We start from the raw sequence: 19472 nt of genomic DNA, 5'->3' as shown, positions 1-19472 counted from the left end.
GGTGGTTATGGCTGTTCTGGTTCCGGTACATCTACCCCGCCGCCCCGGCGGGCGCCGCGTTTGAGCTCCTCGGCTTTGGCCTCGAGGGCGTCGGCCGCGGGCGCGTCGCCCTCGCCGTGTTCGGCGATAATGTCGACGAGCGCGCTGCCGACGATGACGCCGTCGGCACCAGCTTCGATGATCTCGGCCGCGTGGTCGCCCTCGCTGACGCCGAAGCCGACCGCCTTGGGCACATCGTACGCCGAGAGCCGCGCGAGGCTGTCGTGGGTGGCGTTCGAGACGTCCGCGCGCGCACCCGTCGTGCCGAGGCGAGCCTGGACGTACGCGAAGCCCGAGACCTGAGACATGATGGTCTCGAGGCGTTCGCCCTCGGTCGTCGGCGCGACGATGAACACGAGGTCGAGCCCGTGGTCGTCACAGGCCGCCCGCAGCGGGTCGGCCTCCTCGGCTGGCAGGTCGGGGACGATGATCCCCGAGAGCCCGGCCTCGGCGGCGCGCTCGACGAACGGGCGGACGTCCGCTTCGGGCCCATACTGGAGAATCATGTTGTAGTAGGTCATCACCAGCAGCGGCGCCTCGGTCTCGAGGTCGTCGACCAGCTCGAAGAACCCCTGGGGGGTCGTCCCCGCGTCGAGCGCGCGGTTGATCGCCGCCTGGATCGTCGGCCCCTCGGCGATCGGTTCCGAAAAGGGGAGCCCGAGTTCGATCAGGTCCGCGCCGCCCCGGTCCAAGGCCTCGACGTACTCCCTCGTGTCCTCGAGCGAGGGATCGCCCGCGGTGATGTACGTGATCAGGGCGGGGTGGTTCTCGCGGATGGCCGCCTCGATTTCGCTCATCGGTCGAACACCTCCACGTCCGGCGCGGCCTCGAGATCGCGCTTCTCGGTCTCCTCGAGGACGGTCTCTAGGTCCTTGTCGCCCCGCCCGGAGACGTTGACGACGACGAGGTCGCCGAGGTCCTCGTGGTTCTCGTCTCGCGGCTTCGCCGCTCGACCATCCGCGGCGGGGCCCGCCGCGCGCTCCAGGTAGCCCAGCGCGTGGCTCGTCTCCAGCGCGGGGATGATCCCCTCGAGATTCGACAGGCGGTGGAAGCCGTTGAGCGCCGCGTCGTCGCCGACGCTGACGGGCGTCACCCGCCCGGTGTCGACCAGATACGACAGCTCGGGACCGACACCGGCGTAGTCGAGCCCCGCGCTGACGCTGTGGGACTCCATGATCTGCCCGTCGCCGCTCTGGAGGAGCTTGGTCATCGCGCCGTGGAGCACGCCGTCGGTGCCCGTCGACAGCGTCGCCGAGTTCGGTGCCAGCGCGTTCGCCTCGTCGATCTCGAGGCTCGAGCCGCCCGCCTCGACGGCGACGAGGTCGACCGACTCGTCTGGGACGAACTCGTAGAACGTTCCCATCGTGTTCGAGCCGCCGCCGGCACACGCGAGGACGCTGTCGGGGAGTCGTCCCGCCTTCTCCCGGATCTGCTCGCGGGATTCGCGACCGATCACGCTCTGGAAGTCCCGGACGAGCTTCGGGAACGGGTGGGGGCCGACGATCGAACCGATCACGTAGTGGGTTCGCTCGACGGTCGTCGCCCAGTCGCGCATCGTCTCGTTGATCGCCTCCTTCAGCGTGCCGGAGCCGGCGGTAACCGGGTTGACCTCCGCGCCGTTCATCCGCATCCGGTAGACGTTGGGCCGCTGGCGGTTGATGTCGGTCCGACCCATATAGATCTCGCAGGGCATATCGAGGTGGGCCGCGGCCATCGCCGTCGCGGTGCCGTGCTGGCCCGCCCCGGTCTCGGCGATGATCCGTTCTTTGCCCATGTACTTCGCCAGCAGCACCTGGCCCAGCGCGTTGTTGAGCTTGTGTGCCCCGCCGTGGAGCAGGTCCTCGCGCTTGAGGTAGATCTCGCGGTCGTACCGATCGCTGAGCCGGTCCGCGCGCTGGAGCGGCGTCGGCCGCCCGCCGAAGTCGCGCATCCGCTCGCGGAACTCGTCCATAAACCCGTCCTCGTTCTCGAGGACGTAGCGCTCGTAGGCGTCCTCGAGCTCCTGGACGGCGGGCATCAGCGCCTCGGGGACGTACTGGCCGCCGTACTCGCCGAACGTTGCCTCGCTGTCTCGGTCTCGGTTTCGCTCCGGTTTACTCATTGGGTGTCTCCTGTGTCGCGTCCGCGAGTCGTCGCGTGTTCTCGGTTACGTCGCCCGCACCGTCGTGGTCCATGATCGCGCTGCCGACGAGCAGGGCGTCGGCGCCCGCCTCGCGCATCCGACGAACGTCCTCGGGGGTCGAGACGCCGCTCTCGGCGATCAGCGTCACCTCGTCCGGAACGTGGGGACTGAGGGATTCAAACGTTCCGAGATCGACCTCGAGTTTCGCCAGATCCCGGTTGTTCACGCCGACGATCTCGGCGCCCGCCTCGAGGGCGTCCTCGAGTTCGTCGTAGTCGTGGACCTCCACGAGGGGCTGGAACCCCCGCTCGCGGGCGGCCTCGACCAATTCCTCCAGATCGTCCACGAACCGCGCGATGAGGAGGAGGAGATCGGCCTCGACGACGTCCATCCCGCCTTCCTCGAGCACGAAGTCCTTCCGCAGGACCGGGACGTCGACGGCCGCCCGCACTCGCTCGAGGGCCTCGGCCGACCCCCCGAAGTGGTCGGGTTCGGTCAGCACCGAGATCGCCGCCGCGCCGCCCGCGACCATCGCCTCCGCGAGTTCGACGGGATCGTCCGCCCGGGTGCCGTCGGCGGTCGGACTCGTCGGTTTCACTTCGGCGACGATCGGGACCCGGCCGTCGGCCTCCGCTCGAGCCAGCGCCTCGGGAAGCGACCGCGCGTCGACCGAGAGCGGGTCTCGATCGGCGTTCGATCGCTCCCCGGCGGTCTCGAGGATCGACCGTACTTCGGGTGCGAGCTCCGTCGGAGAGGTCATTATTGTACATCGACGTACTGTTATGTACATAAGGCTTGCGTCCGCGACGCCAGAACGACCGGCGAATATTCAAGCCCGTCGCTCGTATCACCGCTCATGGAGGATGTCACCGACGCCGGGATCTACGCGCGACAGTCGTCGTACCTCGACCGATACGTGCAGGTCGGCGTCGCCGGTGGACGGGTGTTGCGGGTCACGTTCCCCGAGACGCCCGAGGACGACGCCGAGGACGATCACGCCGTCCTCGATCGGATCTTCGAGTATCTCGACGGACTCGAGGAGATCGAGTTCGACGACGTTCAGGTCGCGCTGACGATGCCGACCGACCAGCGGGCGGTCCTCGAGGGAGTCCGGGAGATCCCCTACGGCGACCAGGTCGACGTCCGCACGCTGGCGCGGATGACCCCGGAGCTCGACCACGAGGAGAACGAGGATCTCAACCTGGTCCGGACGGCGCTGGATAACAACCCCGCACCCGTCCTGATTCCGGACCACCGGGTCCGCGACGGCCCCAGCGCCGCGCCACCGCCGGTCGAACAGAAGCTGCGTTCGCTCGAGGGATTGTAGCAGTAGTTGGTACTACGGATCTTTCGTTCAGTCTGGGCTATGAACTCGGACCTGCCGAATCGTTACGTAAAGAGTGTGTACACGTACCTTTTTCCGCCTCGGGATTCCTCACTGCGTTCGGAACCACTCTCTGCTCACGAGCACTATGTGCTCGTTCGCATGGCACGCGGGACCGCAGGTCCCGCGCTGGGCGCAAAAATCTACGCTAAAAAGGCCGCTCGCTCCCGATGGTCGCTCGCGGGTGCTGCACTTGTGGCGCTACCGCAGTGATACCGCCTCCGCCTGTACCTAACACGAGCTTCAGACGGGATGCCGAGTACGGAACCCGTGGGACGGTCTACCGCTACTGAAACTCCGAGTCGGCGAGCACGTCGTTGAGATCGTCCCGGATCCGCTCGCCCAGCTCCCGATTGGGTGCCGTCGTGACGACCCGGTTCTCCTGGACGCTCGAGCCGTCCCGGATGAGCATTCGGACGTTGCCGCCGTCGTCGGCGCGGGTGACTTTCGCCCGGAGTCCCGACTGCGAGCCCTTTCCGCCCGCGTCGATCGGTCCCGGGATGACCTTCTTGACGTGGGGGTGGCCCGCGACGGTCTGGATCGCGCGCATTCCGGTTCGGCCGCCGATCAGCGTCGAGTGGCTGCCGCCGATCTTCTCGGCGGGCGGGGTCTCGACGACCTCGAGCGCGCGGTTCCCGCGTCGTTCGAGGGTCGCCTCCACCGGATCGTCGGCGTCGCCGTCGACGCGGTAGAAGGGGTAGTGGACCTCACGCCGAACGGCGCGGATCACCTCCCGGCTCCCGCTGGCGTACACCTCCTCGGGGCGTTTACGGCGGATCTCGTCGGCCAGCAGCCCCGCGAAGTTCCGCAGTTCGACGACCTCGTTCTCGCCGTCCTCGGGCGTCGTCGTAACCGTCGTCTCGGCGATGATGGGGTCGTCGGCGTCCTCGCCGGCCAGCATCGTCAGCGTCGCCCGCTCGCGGGTCGCCTCGAGCACGATGGCCTCGGTGTTTTCCGCCCGGCAGACCAGACAGAAGTCTCCGGGTTTCTCGAGGGCCGATCCGCAGTGGCGACACTCCATACTGGCGATTCGGGAGACCGGTGTAAAACGCCCCTGTTTTTCCACGGACTACGTGGAGCCCACCTCGTCGGCGAGTTTCGTTCCGCAGGCCCGACAGTACCGCGACCCCTCGAGGACGACGGCCTCGCAGTTCGGACACGCGAGCCCGGTGCCGTCGACGGACGCGGTCTCGACGTCGGTGCCACAGGACGGACAGTACGCGGCGTCCTCGGAGACGTCGGCGCCGCAGTCCGGACAGCGCGAGCGTCCCTCCCAGAGCACCTGCCGGCGCGACCGGGAGACGTAGTTGTACGCCCCCCAGAGGACGTTCCCGATCCCCATCGTCCACCAGATCGTCAGGATCGCGACCAGGATGTGGGAGGCGACGGAGCCGAACTCCCGATCGACCATCACCACCCTGTCCCGACCTTCGTCCTCGATTTTCCATCCCTGCGCCACGAGGTCGTCGATCTCCCGCTGCAGGCGTTCGCTTCGCATGCTCGAGGTACGGGTCGAGCGAGCAAAAGGCTGTCAGGCGTAGGCGGCGCCGATTTCCGGCGACGCCGCCGAGACGAGTCAGCCCAGGTCGACGGGATCGACCTTCAGATACTCCCGCGCGACGACCGTCGCGTACGATCCCTTCGGCAGGGCGAACGAGAGCGTCAGCGGGTCACGTCCGAGCCCCAGGTCCGTCCGAACCAGGATCGCTCGACGGGTCCCCGTGGAGTGGAACTCCCCCGGCAGATCGAAGTCGCCGGGCTCGAGATCGAGGTCCGCGAGCACGTCGTGTTCGATCTCGCCTTGCTCGCCGTCGGCCAGTTCGGAGTCGGTACCGACCAGCGGCGCGGTGACGAACGCCCGGCCACGCTCGCAGTGACGGGTGACCGAGTCGACCCGGCGCTCGTCGACGCGCTGGAGGCGGTCGGTGTCGGGCAGCTCGAGCCCCTCCGGGGCGTCGGAGTCGGAGAAACAGACGACGTCGCCTGCGACGGGCCGGTCGAACGGGAGCCCCCGCTCGAGGCGCTCGCTTAGCATCCGATTGAAGGCGTAGGACTGAGCCGCGTGGACGAACAGCCGCTGAAGGTTCGAGGGAACGCGCTCGAGGGCCTCGCGGAACTCCTCGGGACCGGGCTCGCCCTCGAACTCGGCCAGTGCGTGACACATCGAGCGCTCGTAACGCAGGCGGTTGGGAATGCGCTCAAGGGCCGCCTGCCAGTCTCTGGTCTCCTCGACGAACGCCCGCGCTTCCTGTGTCCCCTCGGGTTCGGCGTCGGTCGGGTTCCCCAGGTAGGCCATCACGGCGCCTTCCCAGTTTCCGCGGACGATCTCGAGGCCCACCTTGTGGGTGACCGGGCGTCGGCTGCCGAAGCGCTGCTGGCCGAAGAAGTTGGGAACGCCGATGGGTGTTGCGTCGCTCTCGCCGTCGATGCCCTTGCTATCGTCCCGTCGGCCCTCGAGCCCGCCGAACTCGCACAGCTCGTCGGTGATCGTCTCGGCGTTTGCCGGGCGCTCCGGATCGCCGACGACGACCTCGAAGGCGTTGCCCGCCAGATCGCCGAACTCGAGGTTCCGTCCCGCCCGACCCAGCACCTCGAGGTCGGCGCCGTCGACGTCGGGCAGCTCCTCGGGTTCGGCGCCGTACACCGAGAACAGCTGGGTGGTCACGGCGTACTTGTCCTTCGTCCCGGCCCAGTTCACGCGCTCGCGGGAGATCCCCAGTGCATCCGAGATTCGGGAGGCGAAGTCGTTCGTATCCCACCCTCGCAGCGTCGCCCGGAAGACGAGGTGGGGGTAGGCGTCGGTCGAGGCCTCGAGGGACTCGGTACCGAAGCGCTCGAGTTCGCGAACCCGGAACTGGTCGTCCTCGGCGCGGAGGCGGCCGCCGACGCCGTCGGCGTCGCTGACGTAGTGGTCGATCCCGACGGCCTGCTCTGTAGGGTGGGCTGGACGCATGCTCGTTGCCGGCGGTTCGGCCGCCGCGGGTAAATCGGTTCGTTCTCGACGACGTCCCTGCTCGAGTGACGACGCTGGTGTCGTGTCGGTTCTCGAATCGAGGAGAGTACAGATGGCGACGAACGGCTAGATCGAAACCGACCACTCGTGTCCGCAGTCGGGACACTCGAACTCCGCTACCACGCCGTCGTCACTGCGGTCCTTTTGAACCAGTTCGCCGAAACCGTCGTCGCATACCGGACACCGAGCGTTCATCACCACCTGGGGCTACCGAATGGGCAGTGTTCAATCCAATTCCCCGTTGTTTTGGGTCCGCGCGGCGAGCGATAACCGAGCTGACAGTAAAATACGCCCGAACCGGTTCGGTCAGGCAGTGACGTTCGCGACGAGTTCCCGCACGTACTCGAGTTCGTCCTCGAGCACCGTGTGGCCGATCCCCTCGTAGATCCGCTTCTCGACGTCGGCCTCGAGGTCCTCGAACACCCGTGCCGTTTCCTCGACGCGCTCGACGGGGATGTGGGGATCCTGATCGCCGCAGCCGACGAACACCGGGGTTCCCGCCATCGATCCCTCGTACTCCCGCGGGGTCCCCTCGGGGCCGATCAGCCCGCCGCTGAGCGCGACGACCCCGCCGTAGCGGTCGGCGGTCCGGGCGGCGTACTCCGTCGCGAGACAGCCGCCCTGCGAGAACCCCAGTAGCACCGTCCGCTCGAGGGGAACGCTCCCGTCGCCGTCGTCGGTCGTCACCTCCTCGAGGACGTCCCCGAGTAGCCCGAGCGCCGACTCGAGGTGGGGCTGGTTCGACTCGAGGTCGGCGAGGAAGGAGTTCGGGTACCAGGTTCCCCGCGCCGCCTGCGGTGCGAGGTAGGCGACGTCGTCGCGCCCGATCTCGTCGGCGAGCCCGAGCATCCCTCGCGCCCGGGCGCCGCGGCCGTGGACGAGGATCATCGCCGCCGAGGCGTCGGCGAGGTCGGCGCCGGCCCGTTCGATCGACTGTCCGCCGTGTGGGTCGTCGGTCATACCCGATCGACGGGCGCCAGCAAAAAAGGGATTTGCGAGCCGGCGAAGCGGACGGCGAGCTAGAACAGCGAGAGCTCGCCCGTCACGCGGTCGACGACGTCCTCGTCGCCCGGCCCGACCGCAAGCGCGGTGACGGTGCCCGACTCGAGCTGGGTGTGACCCGCGTCGCGGATCACGGCACTGGGCAGGCCGCGACTCTCCGCGATTTCGGAGAGCTCGTGGAGCTGCCGTTCGCCTTCGCCCTTCAGGACGACTTTCTTTTGACCCCCTGACTTCCACTGATCGCGGGTTCGCTTGTCGGCTTTCTCGTAGGCCGACAGCGAGGCATGGGCGACCTGTGCGGCGAGCTTTCCCTGTCCCATCCCGATGTCGGTGCGGGCGACGATGGCCTGTTTCATGCTCGAGCGAACGGGGCCGATCCCTATAGCCGCGGCGAAAATCCCGGCGCGATCCGAACCGTTTTGGGCCGCTCGTCTGTTGGTCGGATCGTGACGAAGCCATCGACCCCGCTTGCCGATCCCGACGGCTACTTCGCTCGCGCTGACGCCTTCTCGCTGCGGCGAGCGGTCGGGCTCGTCCTCGCGTACTGGCTCGGCTCGCTCGCCGTCGATCTCGGCTGGTGGCTCGCGGGCGATCTCGCTGGCGATCCCGTGACGGTGCTCTCGGCACTTCAACACCTCGAGGCGACGCTGCTGTACTGGGTCGTGCCGACGATCGTCCTCTACGGGCTCGTCCTCGCGGTCGGCGCCGACGGCGAACCGGCCGAGACGCTCTCGCTCGCGGCCTGGGGGCTCGTTCCCCTGCTGGTCGGGCTGGCCACCTTCAACCTCACGCTCGCCGCGCTCGCGACCCTCGGCGTCGATCCGGACGCGATTCCGTCGGCCCCCGACGTCTGGCTGTTCGTCCCGCTCGCGCTCCTGGCCTGCGGCTGGGCCGCGTACGTCTGGCGCGGCGGGCTCGCGGTCGGCTTCTCCCTCGAGCGATCGACCGCCACCGCGACCGCGCTGCTGGCGGGCGGGGTCTGTGCGGCCCTGCTCGTCGTCCCCGCCCTCGGCTGAGAGCTCGATCCGAGTCGAACCGTTTACACCCCCGCCGTTCGACTCGTCGGGTATGATCCTCTCCGACGCCGATATTCTGAAGCGCCTCGAGGACGGGGACCTCGCTATCGATCCCCTCGACGATCCCGAGTTGCAGATCCAGCCCGCGAGCGTCGACCTCCGCCTGGGCCGGGAGTTCCTCGAGTTCCAGCGGACGAACATCTCCTGTATCCACCCGAACGCCGAACACGAGGTCGACGAGTACGTCACCGAGACGGTCGTCGACAACGGCGACGACTTCATCCTCCATCCGGGGGACTTCGTGCTGGGGACGACCCACGAGCGCGTCGAGATCCCCGCCGATCTGATCGCCCACGTCGAGGGCCGCTCGTCGCTGGGTCGGCTCGCCGTCGTCGTGCACGCGTCGTTGCCCGCCGACGAGGAGGTCTTCCTGTGGACCCCGGAGGACGGATACGGCTTCTACGAGATCGGCGACATCGTCGAAAACGAGCGCCCGGCTCACGCGGTCGCGTTCGATCCGAAGACGCTTCGCGTGAGCACGCACCCGGTGACGAACTACATCACGAATCCGACGAAGCGGATCTACCGCGTCACGCTCGAGTCCGGACGACAGGTACACGTCACGAAGGATCACAACCTGTTCACGATCGACGAGTGGGGCGGCGTCACCCGGATTCCCAGCGAAGATGCCGAGGGAACGCACGTAATGGTTCCCGATCAGCTCCCCGGACCGCGCGGGACGGAGACGGAGCTGGATCTCGTGACGCTGTTCGAGGGGGACGACGAGATCGTCGCGTACGCAGCCGACGGGTTGGGGGCCGTTCGATGGACCGACGATATCGGACGAACGACCCGCCGTCACTACGAGTCGAGGAACGCGGCTCCGCTCTCCTGTCTCTCGTCCGTACAGACGCCGGACGACGCCGAGGTTGCGTTCAAACAGAGTGACGCGCGGCTTCCCCGGCATCTCGATATCACGCCCGAGTTCGGGTGGGTCCTCGGCTTCTATATCGCCGAGGGCTCCGTCCGCCGAAAGCAGGTCCAGATCGCGAACACCGACCCGGAGCTGCTCGACCGCGTCGAATCGTGGTTCGAGCAGTACGGGACGAGTATCTACCGACGGGAACGAAACGACGGCGTCGAACGGCTGACCGTCTGTTCAGCACTCTGGGCGAAACTGTTCCGACGGCTGGCGGGCGAGGGTGCCGAAAAGAACGTCCCGGAGCGCGCGTGGAACTGGTCCGACGACGTGCTGGAGGCGCTGCTCGAGGGGATGCTCGACGGAGACGGTTGTCGGCGCGAGACGAGAGACACGCTGTACACGGCGAACGAAGCGCTCGCCGACCGAACGCTGTATCTCGCTAGCCGGCTGGGACTGTTGAGTTCGACCTACAGCCGGGACCGCGAGACCTACATCGAACCGAGCGACGTTCACAACAGCAGTACCGAATGGGCGATCGATCTCGCTCCGGACGCTCACAAGCGGGGCCAGTACGTTCCTGTCCCGAGCGAACTGCTTCAGTCCCTCCGCGAGGAGGCGGGGCTCCGTATGATCGACGCCGCAGAGAAGATGGGCTATTCCTCGAAATCGAGCATTTCGAACGTCGAAAACGAGGAGTACGGCTCGGTCAAGCGATCGACGCTGCGTCGGTTCTGCGACGTCTACGCCGACGAAGGTGCGGACACAGAGCGCCTCGAGCAGCTCCTCGAAGGAGGGGTCCGGTTCGAGAAGGTCGCAGCCGTCGAGGAGACCGATCGCGTCGAGCCGACCTACGACCTCGAGGTGCAGCCGAACGGACGGACGATCGAAAACTTCCTCGGCGGCCGGGGCGGGGTGTTCCTGTCGAATACAGCCGGGCTTTGCGATCCCGGGTACCGCGGCCAGATCACCCTCGAGCTGTCGAACCTCGGCACCGCGCCCGTCGCGCTCACCCCCGGGATGCGGATCTCACAGCTCACCTTCACCGAGCTCAAAACGGAGGCGGAACGACCCTACGGCAGCGAGCGGGGCTCGAAGTACCAGGACCAGGCCGGCCCGCAGGCCTCGCGGATCCAGAGCGACGACGAGTTCGGCGGCGACCAGCTCGAGCGCGAGGACTAGACCCGCTCGGAGGCGACGACTCCCAGGACGATTCCGACGGCAGCGCCCGCGGCGACCGACGAGCTGAGATCGAAGTGGAGTAGGTACGCCGACAGCGCGGTGCCGATCACGAAGCCGATGGTGAACCCGGCGAACCCACCAGTCAGCCGGCGCTGACGGGGCGGGGTCGACTCGGCGAGCCCGGTCGCGACGCTCGCGACCGCGACGGCGCCAGCCAACGCGCCGACGGGAAGGCCGACGAGCAGTCCCACTCCGATCAGCTCGCGAGCGAGTTCGCCGACGGCGATGCTGACGATGAAAAACGTCGCGACGCCGGAGCCGATCACGAGCCCGATGGATTGGTCGGTCATGGAGAGAGGGTTTCGCCGACGACGGGATAAATCGTCCGCGACGCGGCGGGCTCGAGGACGTCCGCGGTCCCCGTCGCCGCGAGCGATGCCGATTTGTACGCTCGAGTGATACGGTGTGGCATGGGGAAGCAGATCCTCGTCCCCGTCGACCGATCCGACCGCTCCGACCGGACCCTCGAGTACGCCGTCGAGTCGTTTCCGGACGCCGAGCTCACCGCGTTGCACGTGATCAACCCCTCGAGCTACTGGTACGGCAACACGGACGGCTACATCTACAGCGACGAGATCGAGGGCTGGCTCCGGAGACAGGGTGGGGAAGTGCTCGATGACGCGCGGCGGACGGCCGCCGAGCACGATCGGGAGATCCGAACGGAGCTGAAGCTGGGATCGCCGGCGCGGACGATCACCGAGTACGCGAGCGCCCACGGGGTCGATCACATCGTCCTCGGCAGCCACGGTCGGGACGGCGTTAGTCGGATCCTCCTCGGTAGTGTCGCCGAAACAGTCGCCCGTCGCGCTCCCGTCCCAGTGACGATCGTCCGCTGACGCTGACCGCCGGGACCCAGGAGTTATTTCCGCGGCGCGCGTCTGCTCACGTACGAAATGCAATTCGTCGAAGAGATCGTCGTCGACGAGTTCCTGCCGACGTTCCGCTCGCTGCTGGCCGGCGAGCTTCGGGAGCGGGGACTCACGCAGAGCGAGGTCGCGGCGGTGCTCGGCATCAGCCAGAGCGCCGTCTCGAAGTACGCCCACGGGGATGTGACGGTCAACGACCGTATCGCAGACGACGAACGGGTCACCGCCCTCGTCGACGAACTCGGCGAGGGCCTGGCTAGTGGCGATATGGCGCCGGTACAGGCGCTGATCGAGACCGAGGTGCTGGTCCGCGAACTCGAGAGCGGGAGCGACCTGCTCGCTCAGCTCCACGAGGAGGCCGTCCCCGAGCTGGCCGACCACGGTGCGAGCTTTCGGGTGCACGACCCCGAGAGCGAGCTTCGGACCAGCGAGCGGGTGCTGTCCTCGCTGCGACGCGGGCTGCGGCTCCTCGAGAACGCGAGCGGGTTCGCGACCCTGATCCCCGCGGTCGGCTCGAACCTCGTCGCCTGCACGCCCGACGCCGAGGACGTCGACGACGTCGCCGGCGTCCCGGGACGGATCTTCGACGTAAAGGGGCGGACGACGGTGCCCACGAGTCCCGAGTTCGGGGTCTCCGAGCACGTCGCGACGGTGTTGCTCTCCGCGCGTCGCCACGGCTCCGACGCCTCGGCGGCGATCAACGTCGCCTACGACCCCGACTTGCTCGAGGAGCTCGCCGAGCAGGGCCACGTCACCGCCGAGTTCGACGAGTCGGGCGACGTCGACGAGAGCGTCGGCGCGGCCATCGACGACCAACCCGACGCGACGGTGCTCTACCAGACCGGGGGGATGGGGATCGAACCGCTGATCTACGTGCTCGGGTCCGACGCGGAGTCGATCGCCGATAGCGTCCGCCAGCTCCTCTAACATGTCGGCGAGCACGAGCGGGGAGACCGCACAGGAGTTCTACGGCCGCTGGGCGCGCCTCTACGACCTGATCGCGCGCCGCACCCCCGGCATTCCGGCGCTTCGCCGTCGGGCCGCGGCCGCCTGTCGGCTCGAGCGCGGCGACACCGTCGTCGAGATGGGCTGTGGGACGGGCGCGAACCTCCCCTACCTGCGCGAGCAGGTCGGTCCCGAGGGAACCGTCGTCGGAATCGACTTCACAGGACCGATCCTCGAACGGGCGCGCGATCTAACGGCCGAGTACGACAACGTCCACGTCGCCCGCGGCGACGCGACCCAACCGCCCGTCGACGAGGACGTCGACGCCGTCCTCGCGACGTTCGTCGTCGGCATGCTCGAGGACCCCGCGGGGGCAGTCGACGACTGGTGTGACCTCGTCGGCCCCGGGGGCCACGTCGTGCTCGCCAACGCCGCCCGGAGCGACGCGTGGTACGCCCCGCCCGTCAACGCCGTCTTCCGGGCGATCGTCGTCCTTTCGACGCCACCGACGACGAAGCTGCGCTACGAGAACGAGCCTCATCTGCGACTCGACACGAAGATCGACGCGGCCCACGCGCGGCTCCGGGAGCGCTCGCGAGCGGTCGCTGACGAGACCCACGTCTTCGGCGTCGTTCGGCTGACGGGCGGACGGATCGGCGACGGCGCCTAGGTCGACGCCTGGAGTCCTTCGTACTCGCGGATCCGCTCGCGAACCGTCTCGTCGATCGGCGTCGAGGCGCCGGTTTCGGCGTCGACGTGGACCATCACGGTCTCGGCGGTCGCGGCGGCCTCGCCGTCGACCCGGATCTCGTAGGCCATCGTACAGCTGGTCTCGCCGAGGTCAGTTACCCACAGCGCGACGACGGGCTCGTCGCCGTACTCGATCGGCCGTCGGTAGGAGAGCTCGAGGTTCGCGATCACGAACGACAGCTCCCGCAGGCGCTGGTCCAGTACCTCCTCGATGTAGTCGATCCGAACCGACTCGAGGTAGCTCGCGTAGACGGCGTGGTTGACGTGGTTCAGCGGGTCGAGATCGCGAAATCGGACGGGAACCTCCCTCGTAAACTCCTCACTCATTGTCGGTTTTCCAGGGCGTTCGAGCAAAAGTAGGCTCCGATCCCGTCCGGGAGCTGCGACCGACGACCGTCGGACGGCGGAAGGCCACAGATAGAAGGACTTAGGCGTTCCACTCTGGTATCGGATTCAGTATGGATTCGGTTTCCGAGGGGGACGGGCCGCTCCGGCGTCGGATACGACAGCAGGAGGTCGTCGCCGACCTCGGTCGACGAGCGCTCGAGGCGGACGATCTCGATCGACTGTTTCGGAAGGCGTCGATCGCCGTCGCCGAGACCCTCGAGGTCGAGTACGCGGCGGTACTCGAACGGCGTTCCGACGACGCGCTCGCGCTTCGAGCGGGCGTCGGCTGGCCCGAGGGGGTGGTCGGCTCGGCGACGGTCCCCGTCGGTACGGACTCGCAAGCGGGGTACACGCTGCTGTCCGAGGAGCCGATCGTCGTCGGCGACCTGCACGACGAGGATCGCTTCTCCGGTCCCGATCTGCTCGTCGACCACGACATCGTCAGCGGAATCAGCGCCGTCGTCGGTCCGCCCGAAGAGCCGTGGGGGGTTCTCGGCGTCTACGCGACCGAGAGGAACGCGTTCACCCACAACGACGCCAACTTCGTCAAAAACGTCGCGAACGTCCTGGCGTCGACGGTCGAACGTGAGGACCAGCGGACCGAACTCGAGGAGGTCCACGGTCGCATCTCGGACGCCTTTTTCGCGCTCGACGAGGACTGGCAGTTCACCTACCTCAACGACCGCGCCGAGGAGCTGATCAACCCCGAGAACCGCGAACTCGTCGGACACAGCATCTGGGACGCGTTCCCGGCGGCGACGCGATACGCGTTCAAACCCCGCTACGAACGGGCAGTGGCTGACGGTGAGGTGGTCGCGTTCGAGGAGTACTACCCCGAGCCGCTGGACGGCTGGTTCGAGATTCGGGCGTACCCCTCCGAGACGGGGCTGTCGGTGTACTTCCGGGACGTCACCGACCGCGAGAAGCGCGAGCGCGAACTCGAGCTGTTTCGACGCCTGGTCGATCACTCCAACGACGGCATGTTCGTTATCGATCCCGAGTCGGGACGGTTCCTGGACGTCAACGAGACGGCCTGTCGGCACCTCGGCTACGATCGGGACGAGCTGTTGGACCGCTCGGTTCCGGATATCGAGGCCGAACTGCCGGACGACGACGCCTGGACGTCGTTCGTCGAGGAACTGCGGGCGAAAGAGGGAACGACCTTCGAGGGGATGCACGTTCGGGCGAACGGGGAGGCGTTTCCGGTCGAAGTCACCGTCAGCTACGTCGAGCTGGATCGCGAGTACGTGTTCGCAATCGCCCGCGACGTGACCGAGCGCCGACGGCGCGAGCGCGACCTCGAGCGCTCCGAGCGACGGTACCGAACCCTCGCCGAGTGCTTCCCGAACGGGATCGTCGCGCTGTTCGACGACGACCTCGAGTTCACGCTGGCGGCGGGGCGCGCGTTCGATGACCTGCCGATGGAGGCGAACGAACTCGAGGGCAGACACGTCCGCGAGATCGGCGACGGAACCGTCGCCGACGTGCTGGAGCCGAGCCTGCGGGCGACGCTCGAGGGGGCGGAGAACACGGTCGAACTCGAGTACGCGGACCGGAACTGGCGGGTTCACACGGTTCCGGTAACCGACGAGAGCGAGAGCGTCGTCGCCGGGATGGCGATGGCACAGGACGTCACCGAGCAGAAAGCACGCGAGCGCTCACTCCGGGAGACCAAATCACAGCTCGAGGCCGCGACCGACGCCGGGGCGGTCGGTACCTGGGAGTGGCAGATCCCGGAGGACCGGTTCGTCACTGGCGCCTCGTTTGCCCGTCAGTTCGGGGTCGACCCCGACGCGGCCCGGGAGGGGGTCTCGCTCGAGCAGTTCGTCTCCTCGATCCACGAGGACGACCGCGAGCGGGTCGAGCGAAAGATCGAGGCGGCGGTCGAGACGTGCGGGGAGTACGAGGCGGAGTACCGCGTCCGCAACGCCGACGACGAGGTTCGGTGGGTGGTCGCCCGCGGCCACGTCGAGTGTGACGCCGACGGGAACCCGGTTACGTTCCCCGGTGCGCTGATCGACATTACGAAACGAAAGCGGGCCGAGCGAAAGCTCGAGGAGCAACGGCGACAGCTCGAGACGCTGTTCGAGGTGTTGCCCGTCGGCGTCGTCGTCGCGGAGCCGGACGGGCGGCTGGTCGAGGCCAACGACGTCGCCGCGGAGATCTGGGGCGGGAACGTCTTCGACGCCGAAAGCGTCGCCGACTACGAGCGCTACGACGGCTGGTGGGCCGACACCGGCGAGCCGATCGAGCCCGACGAGTGGCCGATGAGTCGCGTCCTCGAGGGCGAGAGCGTCCTCGAACCGGACGTCGTCGAGATCGAGACGGCCGACGGGGACCGACGCACGGTGATGATCCACGGGATGCCGATCACGGACGAGGACGGCGAGGTCGTCCGTGGCGTCCTCACGCAGACCGACGTCACCGAACGTCGAGAGTACCGCCGCAAGCTCGAGGAGAGCGAACGGCGGTACCGAACGCTGGTAGAGAACTTCCCCAACGGCGTCGTCGCGCTGTTCGACGACGACCTGCGGTATACGGCCGCCGGCGGGAACCTCGTCGCCGACCTCGGCATCGATCGGGAGAGCGCGGTCGGGAAAACGATCTACGAACGGTATCCCGAGGAGCTCGTCGAGACGGTCGAACCGTACTTCGAGGACGCCCTCGAGGGCGAGGAGCACACCTTCGAGGTGAGCTACGCCGGGCGGGAGCTGTGGGCGCACACGATCCCCGTCAAGACGACCGGATCGACCCGACAGGGGATGCTCGTCGTGCAGGACGTGACCGAGCGCAGGGAGTACCAGCGCAGGCTCGAGGAGTCGAACGAGCGCCTGGAGCAGTTCGCCTACGCGGCGAGCCACGACCTCCAGGAGCCCCTGCGAATGGTCACGAGCTACCTCGGGCTCATCGAGGAGCGGTACGCCGACGCCCTCGACGAGGACGGTGAAGAGTTCCTGGAGTTCGCGGTCGACGGCGCCGAACGGATGCGCGAGATGATCGACGCCCTCCTCGAGTACTCCCGCGTCGAAACCCAGGGCGATCCGTTCGAACCCATCGAGCTAGACGAGACCCTCGAGGACGCTCTCGCCGACCTTCGGCTCCGGGTCGAGGAGAGCAACGCCGAGATCACGGCCGACCCGCTGCCGCGGATCGAGGGCGACGAGGACCAGCTTCGGCAGGTGTTCCAGAACCTGCTCGAGAACGCGATCACCTACAGCGGCGACGAGCCACCGCGGATCCACGTCGAAGCCGAGCGAACGGACTCGGGGTGGAAACTCGCTGTCCACGACGAGGGGATCGGGATCGACCCCGACGAGCAGGCGCGCGTCTTTCGGGTATTCCAGCGGCTCCACAGCCACGACGAACACGGTGGGACGGGGATCGGACTCGCGCTCTGTCGCCGTATCGTGGAACGTCACGACGGCGAGATCGCGGTCGACTCCGAGCCCGGCGAGGGCTCGACGTTTACGATCCGTCTGCCCGAAGAGCGCGATCGGTAGTCGGCTACGACCGACCGTACCGCCGTGCGTGGTCGGAACAGAACTCGGGTTCCCGAAGCTGTGCCTCGATCAGGTCCTCGTGGTAGTGAGCGTTGAATAGCCGACACCCCTCGCGGTCGCAAAACGGCTCCCCCGTCTCGAGGAAGTGGTACGCCTGTAGGGCGTACCCCTTCAGCGCGTCGGTCGTTCGGGGGTCGTCCTCGATCAGGAAGTCGCCCTCGACGCGGTTCTCGAGGACCTCTCGGGGCGGCGCGTCGCCCGACAGCAGCGAATGGCGCTGTTTTTCTTTGTAGTACGCCTCCGGCTTGGCGGGTGCCTCGTAGAGTCCCGGCACCGACAGCAGCGCCGGCTGGCCGAGAACGTTCACTCGCTTGTGCCAGCGCCCGTCGTGGTCACCCCAGGTGCCGATCACCCGGTCGAGGAGGGCGACGTGTAGCGTCTCGAGTCCGCGCTCCTCGGACGGGAGTGCACTGTTCAGCGCCCGCTGAACCTGCCGGCCATCGTAGAGCACGCCGCCCTCGCGCTCGGGGTGCTCGAGGGCGCGTTCCTCGTAGCGGATCGTCCCCAGCATCGTGTTGCCGGTCTCGCGGTCGTACGGCGAGGGGACCCGCGCCTCGGCGAACCGCTCGGCGAGGTCCTCGTCGCGGTGACCGTCGAGGAACCGATCCCGGACCGAGACCGACGCCTCGACGCGGTCCTCGAGCCAGGCCGCGATCTCGTCCGCGTCGACGACCGTCGTCGGCGCCCGATAGCACAGAATCTGCTCGACCATGTATTACCTAGTCGTACCACGGAGTGAATCAGTTACGGTCCCGCAGTCGGCGACCGATTTATGCCACCGCCGTTCGCTCACTACGATAAACATGTTTCCGCCGGTGTTCTCCAGCGAGTCGATCCTCACCGACGAGGTGAACCCGCTCACGCAGGCGTACCACGATGCGGTCGTCTACGACGAGGCCGACGCCGAGGACCCCCTCTACGAGGGTCCGATCGTCGTCCACGCCAACGGCTGGCTCGAGCTCGAGGGCAACCGCTTGCTCTCGCCGAGCGCGGTCCACCACGTCGATATCTACGACGACGAGCGACCGCCCGCTGAGAACGACGACCGCGCCGACCGCGACGCGGGCGACGACGATCGGCGAACCGGACGGTTCAGTCCCCGGTAGCCGCCCCGAGCCGTTTTAGCCGTCCAGAAACGACGGCTCCACCGGCTCCTCCTGCTCCGCTTCCCGCCAGGTGTGCTTGGGTTCCCAGCCCAGTACCTCCCGAGCCTTCGCCGTCGAGAACGCCGATTCTTCGCCCTCGAGCGTACAGTCCTCGGGCAGGTCGCCGTAGACGGCCTCGATCGTCTCCGCGGTCGGTCGACCGAGGTAGTTCTCCGCCGCGACCGCGAGGTAGGCCTCGTGGCCCTCGACGTCGGCCTCGAGGGCGGCTCCGACCAGCGAGACCAGATCCCGGACGTCGACGTACGACCAGAAGTTGCCGCTCCCCTCGTCCCCGGGCTCGGCCGTTTCCGGGTCGAGCGCCTCTCGAACGCGGGCCAGTTGCTGGCTGCCGGGATAGCTCACCCACGCGGGGCGCAGCGAGGTCACCGGAACGTCGAACGCCCGGACCGTGCGTTCGGCGATCACCTCGCCGACGAGCTTCGAGGTCCCGTAGGGGTCCTCCGGGCGCTGCGGGTGGGCCTCGTCGATGGGCAGATACTCCGGCAGGGAGGGAGTCGCTGCAAAGGGCATCCCGTAAGTGCTCTCGCTCGAGGTCCAGACCACGTCCGCGCCCGCCCGTCCGGCGGCCTCGAGGACGTGGTAGGTGCTCGAAACGTTCGTTTCGAAGGTCTCGCCGCCCGCACGGATCCCCATCGCGGGGATCCCGGCGCAGTGGACGACGGCGTCGGGATCGGCCCCGTCGATCGTCTCCCAGGCGACCCCCTGGTCGGTCAGATCCCCCGCGAGGAAGGTGGCGTTCTCGCGCTCGCCGGGCGGGCGCTCGAGGTCGACGCCGAGGACCTCGTGGCCCGCGCTCGCGAGTCCCTCGACGATCCAGCTTCCGATCCCACCGGTCGCGCCGGTGACGACGACGTGCATACTCGCCCCTTTCGGTCGCGGGGCGAAAACGGTGCGGGTCTCGCGGAACGGACGGGTGTGGGAACGGGAGTGTACCACGGTCCAGAGGGCCGTCCTTCCAGGCGGTCACCGGATCGTTCCATCCCGTGAGTGGTCGTAGCCGCACCGGTGCAACGCAGTTCGGACGCGCGGCGGCCCGGAGACAGTGCGGATAGATTCGGCCC

Annotated in this window: 20 protein-coding genes and 3 pseudogenes; 10 read left to right on the top strand and 13 right to left on the bottom strand. The window is 67.8% G+C overall.

Annotation, left to right across the window (positions count from 1 at the left end; all coding sequences use genetic code 11):
- Positions 1-5: 5 nt before the first annotated feature.
- Genes trpA through trpC form a run of 3 tightly spaced genes read right to left on the bottom strand, consistent with a single transcriptional unit; the run spans position 6 to position 2921 of the window.
- The gene (trpA, locus tag QA609_RS01725; protein ID WP_278300847.1) at positions 6-836 is read right to left on the bottom strand and encodes a tryptophan synthase subunit alpha; all 831 of its coding nucleotides are present in this window, start codon (positions 834-836) and stop codon (positions 6-8) included.
- Positions 833-2140: a tryptophan synthase subunit beta gene (gene trpB / locus QA609_RS01720; RefSeq protein ID WP_278300846.1), complete on the bottom strand. Its 1308-nt coding sequence runs from the start codon at positions 2138-2140 to the stop codon at positions 833-835. Before trpB ends, trpA begins: the two co-directional genes overlap by 4 nt.
- The gene (gene trpC, locus QA609_RS01715) at positions 2133-2921 is read right to left on the bottom strand and encodes an indole-3-glycerol phosphate synthase (RefSeq protein ID WP_278300845.1); all 789 of its coding nucleotides are present in this window, start codon (positions 2919-2921) and stop codon (positions 2133-2135) included. The genes trpB and trpC overlap by 8 nt, the downstream gene beginning before the upstream one ends.
- Before the next feature lie 96 nt (positions 2922-3017).
- Between trpC and QA609_RS01710 the strand changes: the two genes are divergently transcribed.
- Positions 3018-3488 carry an MGMT family protein gene (locus tag QA609_RS01710; protein WP_278300844.1) on the top strand — a complete coding sequence of 157 codons (471 nt, stop codon included), beginning with the start codon at positions 3018-3020 and terminating at the stop codon, positions 3486-3488.
- A gap of 343 nt (positions 3489-3831) precedes the next feature.
- On the opposite strand, the gene QA609_RS01705 is transcribed toward QA609_RS01710, so the two are convergent.
- The 5 genes from QA609_RS01705 to pth2 all read right to left on the bottom strand — a co-directional run bounded on the left by QA609_RS01705 (position 3832) and on the right by pth2 (position 7916).
- Positions 3832-4566, bottom strand: a complete 735-nt coding sequence (locus QA609_RS01705; RefSeq protein WP_278300843.1) for a DUF2103 domain-containing protein — start codon at positions 4564-4566, stop codon at positions 3832-3834.
- A gap of 48 nt (positions 4567-4614) precedes the next feature.
- On the bottom strand, positions 4615-5043 hold the full coding sequence (locus QA609_RS01700; protein ID WP_278300842.1) for a zinc ribbon domain-containing protein: 429 nt from the start codon (positions 5041-5043) through the stop codon (positions 4615-4617).
- A 78-nt stretch (positions 5044-5121) separates the two neighbouring features.
- The gene (gene truD, locus QA609_RS01695) at positions 5122-6498 is read right to left on the bottom strand and encodes a tRNA pseudouridine(13) synthase TruD (RefSeq protein WP_278300841.1); all 1377 of its coding nucleotides are present in this window, start codon (positions 6496-6498) and stop codon (positions 5122-5124) included.
- A 366-nt stretch (positions 6499-6864) separates the two neighbouring features.
- On the bottom strand, positions 6865-7518 hold the full coding sequence (locus QA609_RS01690) for a dienelactone hydrolase family protein (protein WP_278300840.1): 654 nt from the start codon (positions 7516-7518) through the stop codon (positions 6865-6867).
- Between the two features lie 59 nt (positions 7519-7577).
- Positions 7578-7916, bottom strand: a complete 339-nt coding sequence (gene pth2 / locus QA609_RS01685; RefSeq protein ID WP_278300839.1) for a peptidyl-tRNA hydrolase Pth2 — start codon at positions 7914-7916, stop codon at positions 7578-7580.
- 90 nt (positions 7917-8006) lie between these two features.
- On the opposite strand from pth2, the gene QA609_RS01680 reads away from it, so the two are divergent.
- From QA609_RS01680 to QA609_RS01665, 4 genes and pseudogenes are all read left to right on the top strand, one after another.
- Positions 8007-8576 carry a YIP1 family protein gene (locus QA609_RS01680; RefSeq protein ID WP_278300838.1) on the top strand — a complete coding sequence of 190 codons (570 nt, stop codon included), beginning with the start codon at positions 8007-8009 and terminating at the stop codon, positions 8574-8576.
- Between the two features lie 52 nt (positions 8577-8628).
- Positions 8629-8982 (top strand): annotated as a pseudogene (gene dcd / locus QA609_RS01675) (dCTP deaminase); the annotation flags it as partial.
- Positions 8971-10386: pseudogene (locus QA609_RS01670) on the top strand (LAGLIDADG family homing endonuclease); the annotation flags it as partial. The pseudogenes dcd and QA609_RS01670, both read left to right, overlap by 12 nt.
- 39 nt (positions 10387-10425) lie before the next feature.
- Positions 10426-10677, top strand: a pseudogene (locus tag QA609_RS01665) (dCTP deaminase); the annotation flags it as partial.
- Here the strand turns inward: QA609_RS01665 and QA609_RS01660 are convergent.
- Complete coding sequence (locus QA609_RS01660; RefSeq protein WP_278300837.1) at positions 10674-11027, bottom strand: hypothetical protein; 354 nt, start codon at positions 11025-11027, stop codon at positions 10674-10676. The pseudogene QA609_RS01665 and the gene QA609_RS01660 sit on opposite strands and share 4 nt — an antisense overlap.
- Positions 11024-11149 carry a hypothetical protein gene (locus QA609_RS01655; RefSeq protein ID WP_278300836.1) on the bottom strand — a complete coding sequence of 42 codons (126 nt, stop codon included), beginning with the start codon at positions 11147-11149 and terminating at the stop codon, positions 11024-11026. The genes QA609_RS01660 and QA609_RS01655 overlap by 4 nt, the downstream gene beginning before the upstream one ends.
- On the opposite strand from QA609_RS01655, the gene QA609_RS01650 reads away from it, so the two are divergent.
- Genes QA609_RS01650 through QA609_RS01640 form a run of 3 tightly spaced genes read left to right on the top strand, consistent with a single transcriptional unit; the run spans position 11148 to position 13218 of the window.
- Positions 11148-11573 carry a universal stress protein gene (locus QA609_RS01650; RefSeq protein ID WP_278300835.1) on the top strand — a complete coding sequence of 142 codons (426 nt, stop codon included), beginning with the start codon at positions 11148-11150 and terminating at the stop codon, positions 11571-11573. The genes QA609_RS01655 and QA609_RS01650 overlap by 2 nt on opposite strands.
- Before the next feature lie 57 nt (positions 11574-11630).
- Positions 11631-12530: a thiamine-phosphate synthase family protein gene (locus QA609_RS01645; RefSeq protein WP_278300834.1), complete on the top strand. Its 900-nt coding sequence runs from the start codon at positions 11631-11633 to the stop codon at positions 12528-12530.
- Between the two features lies 1 nt (position 12531).
- Positions 12532-13218: a class I SAM-dependent methyltransferase gene (locus tag QA609_RS01640; RefSeq protein ID WP_278300833.1), complete on the top strand. Its 687-nt coding sequence runs from the start codon at positions 12532-12534 to the stop codon at positions 13216-13218.
- Here the strand turns inward: QA609_RS01640 and QA609_RS01635 are convergent.
- Positions 13215-13625 carry a thioesterase family protein gene (locus QA609_RS01635; RefSeq protein ID WP_278300832.1) on the bottom strand — a complete coding sequence of 137 codons (411 nt, stop codon included), beginning with the start codon at positions 13623-13625 and terminating at the stop codon, positions 13215-13217. The genes QA609_RS01640 and QA609_RS01635 overlap by 4 nt on opposite strands.
- 131 nt (positions 13626-13756) lie before the next feature.
- Between QA609_RS01635 and QA609_RS01630 the strand changes: the two genes are divergently transcribed.
- Positions 13757-17185, top strand: a complete 3429-nt coding sequence (locus QA609_RS01630; protein WP_278300831.1) for a PAS domain S-box protein — start codon at positions 13757-13759, stop codon at positions 17183-17185.
- Between the two features lie 4 nt (positions 17186-17189).
- Here the strand turns inward: QA609_RS01630 and QA609_RS01625 are convergent, their stop codons facing one another.
- Positions 17190-17957, bottom strand: coding sequence for a DUF6775 family putative metallopeptidase (locus QA609_RS01625; RefSeq protein ID WP_278300830.1), 768 nt, complete (start codon positions 17955-17957; stop codon positions 17190-17192).
- A gap of 91 nt (positions 17958-18048) precedes the next feature.
- Here QA609_RS01625 and QA609_RS01620 point away from each other — a divergent pair, with 91 nt between their 5' ends.
- Positions 18049-18351, top strand: a complete 303-nt coding sequence (locus QA609_RS01620) for a hypothetical protein (protein WP_278300829.1) — start codon at positions 18049-18051, stop codon at positions 18349-18351.
- Positions 18352-18366: 15 nt separating this feature from the next.
- Here the strand turns inward: QA609_RS01620 and QA609_RS01615 are convergent, their stop codons facing one another.
- Positions 18367-19269, bottom strand: a complete 903-nt coding sequence (locus tag QA609_RS01615) for an NAD(P)-dependent oxidoreductase (RefSeq protein WP_278300828.1) — start codon at positions 19267-19269, stop codon at positions 18367-18369.
- Between the last annotated feature and the right edge of the window lie 203 nt (positions 19270-19472).

Source organism: Natronococcus sp. A-GB7 (assembly GCF_029688865.1).
In the GTDB taxonomy this organism is placed as follows: Archaea; Halobacteriota; Halobacteria; order Halobacteriales; family Natrialbaceae; genus Natronococcus.
The sequence above is the reverse complement of the archived record's forward strand: the minus strand, read 5'-3'. Positions and strand labels throughout refer to the sequence as shown.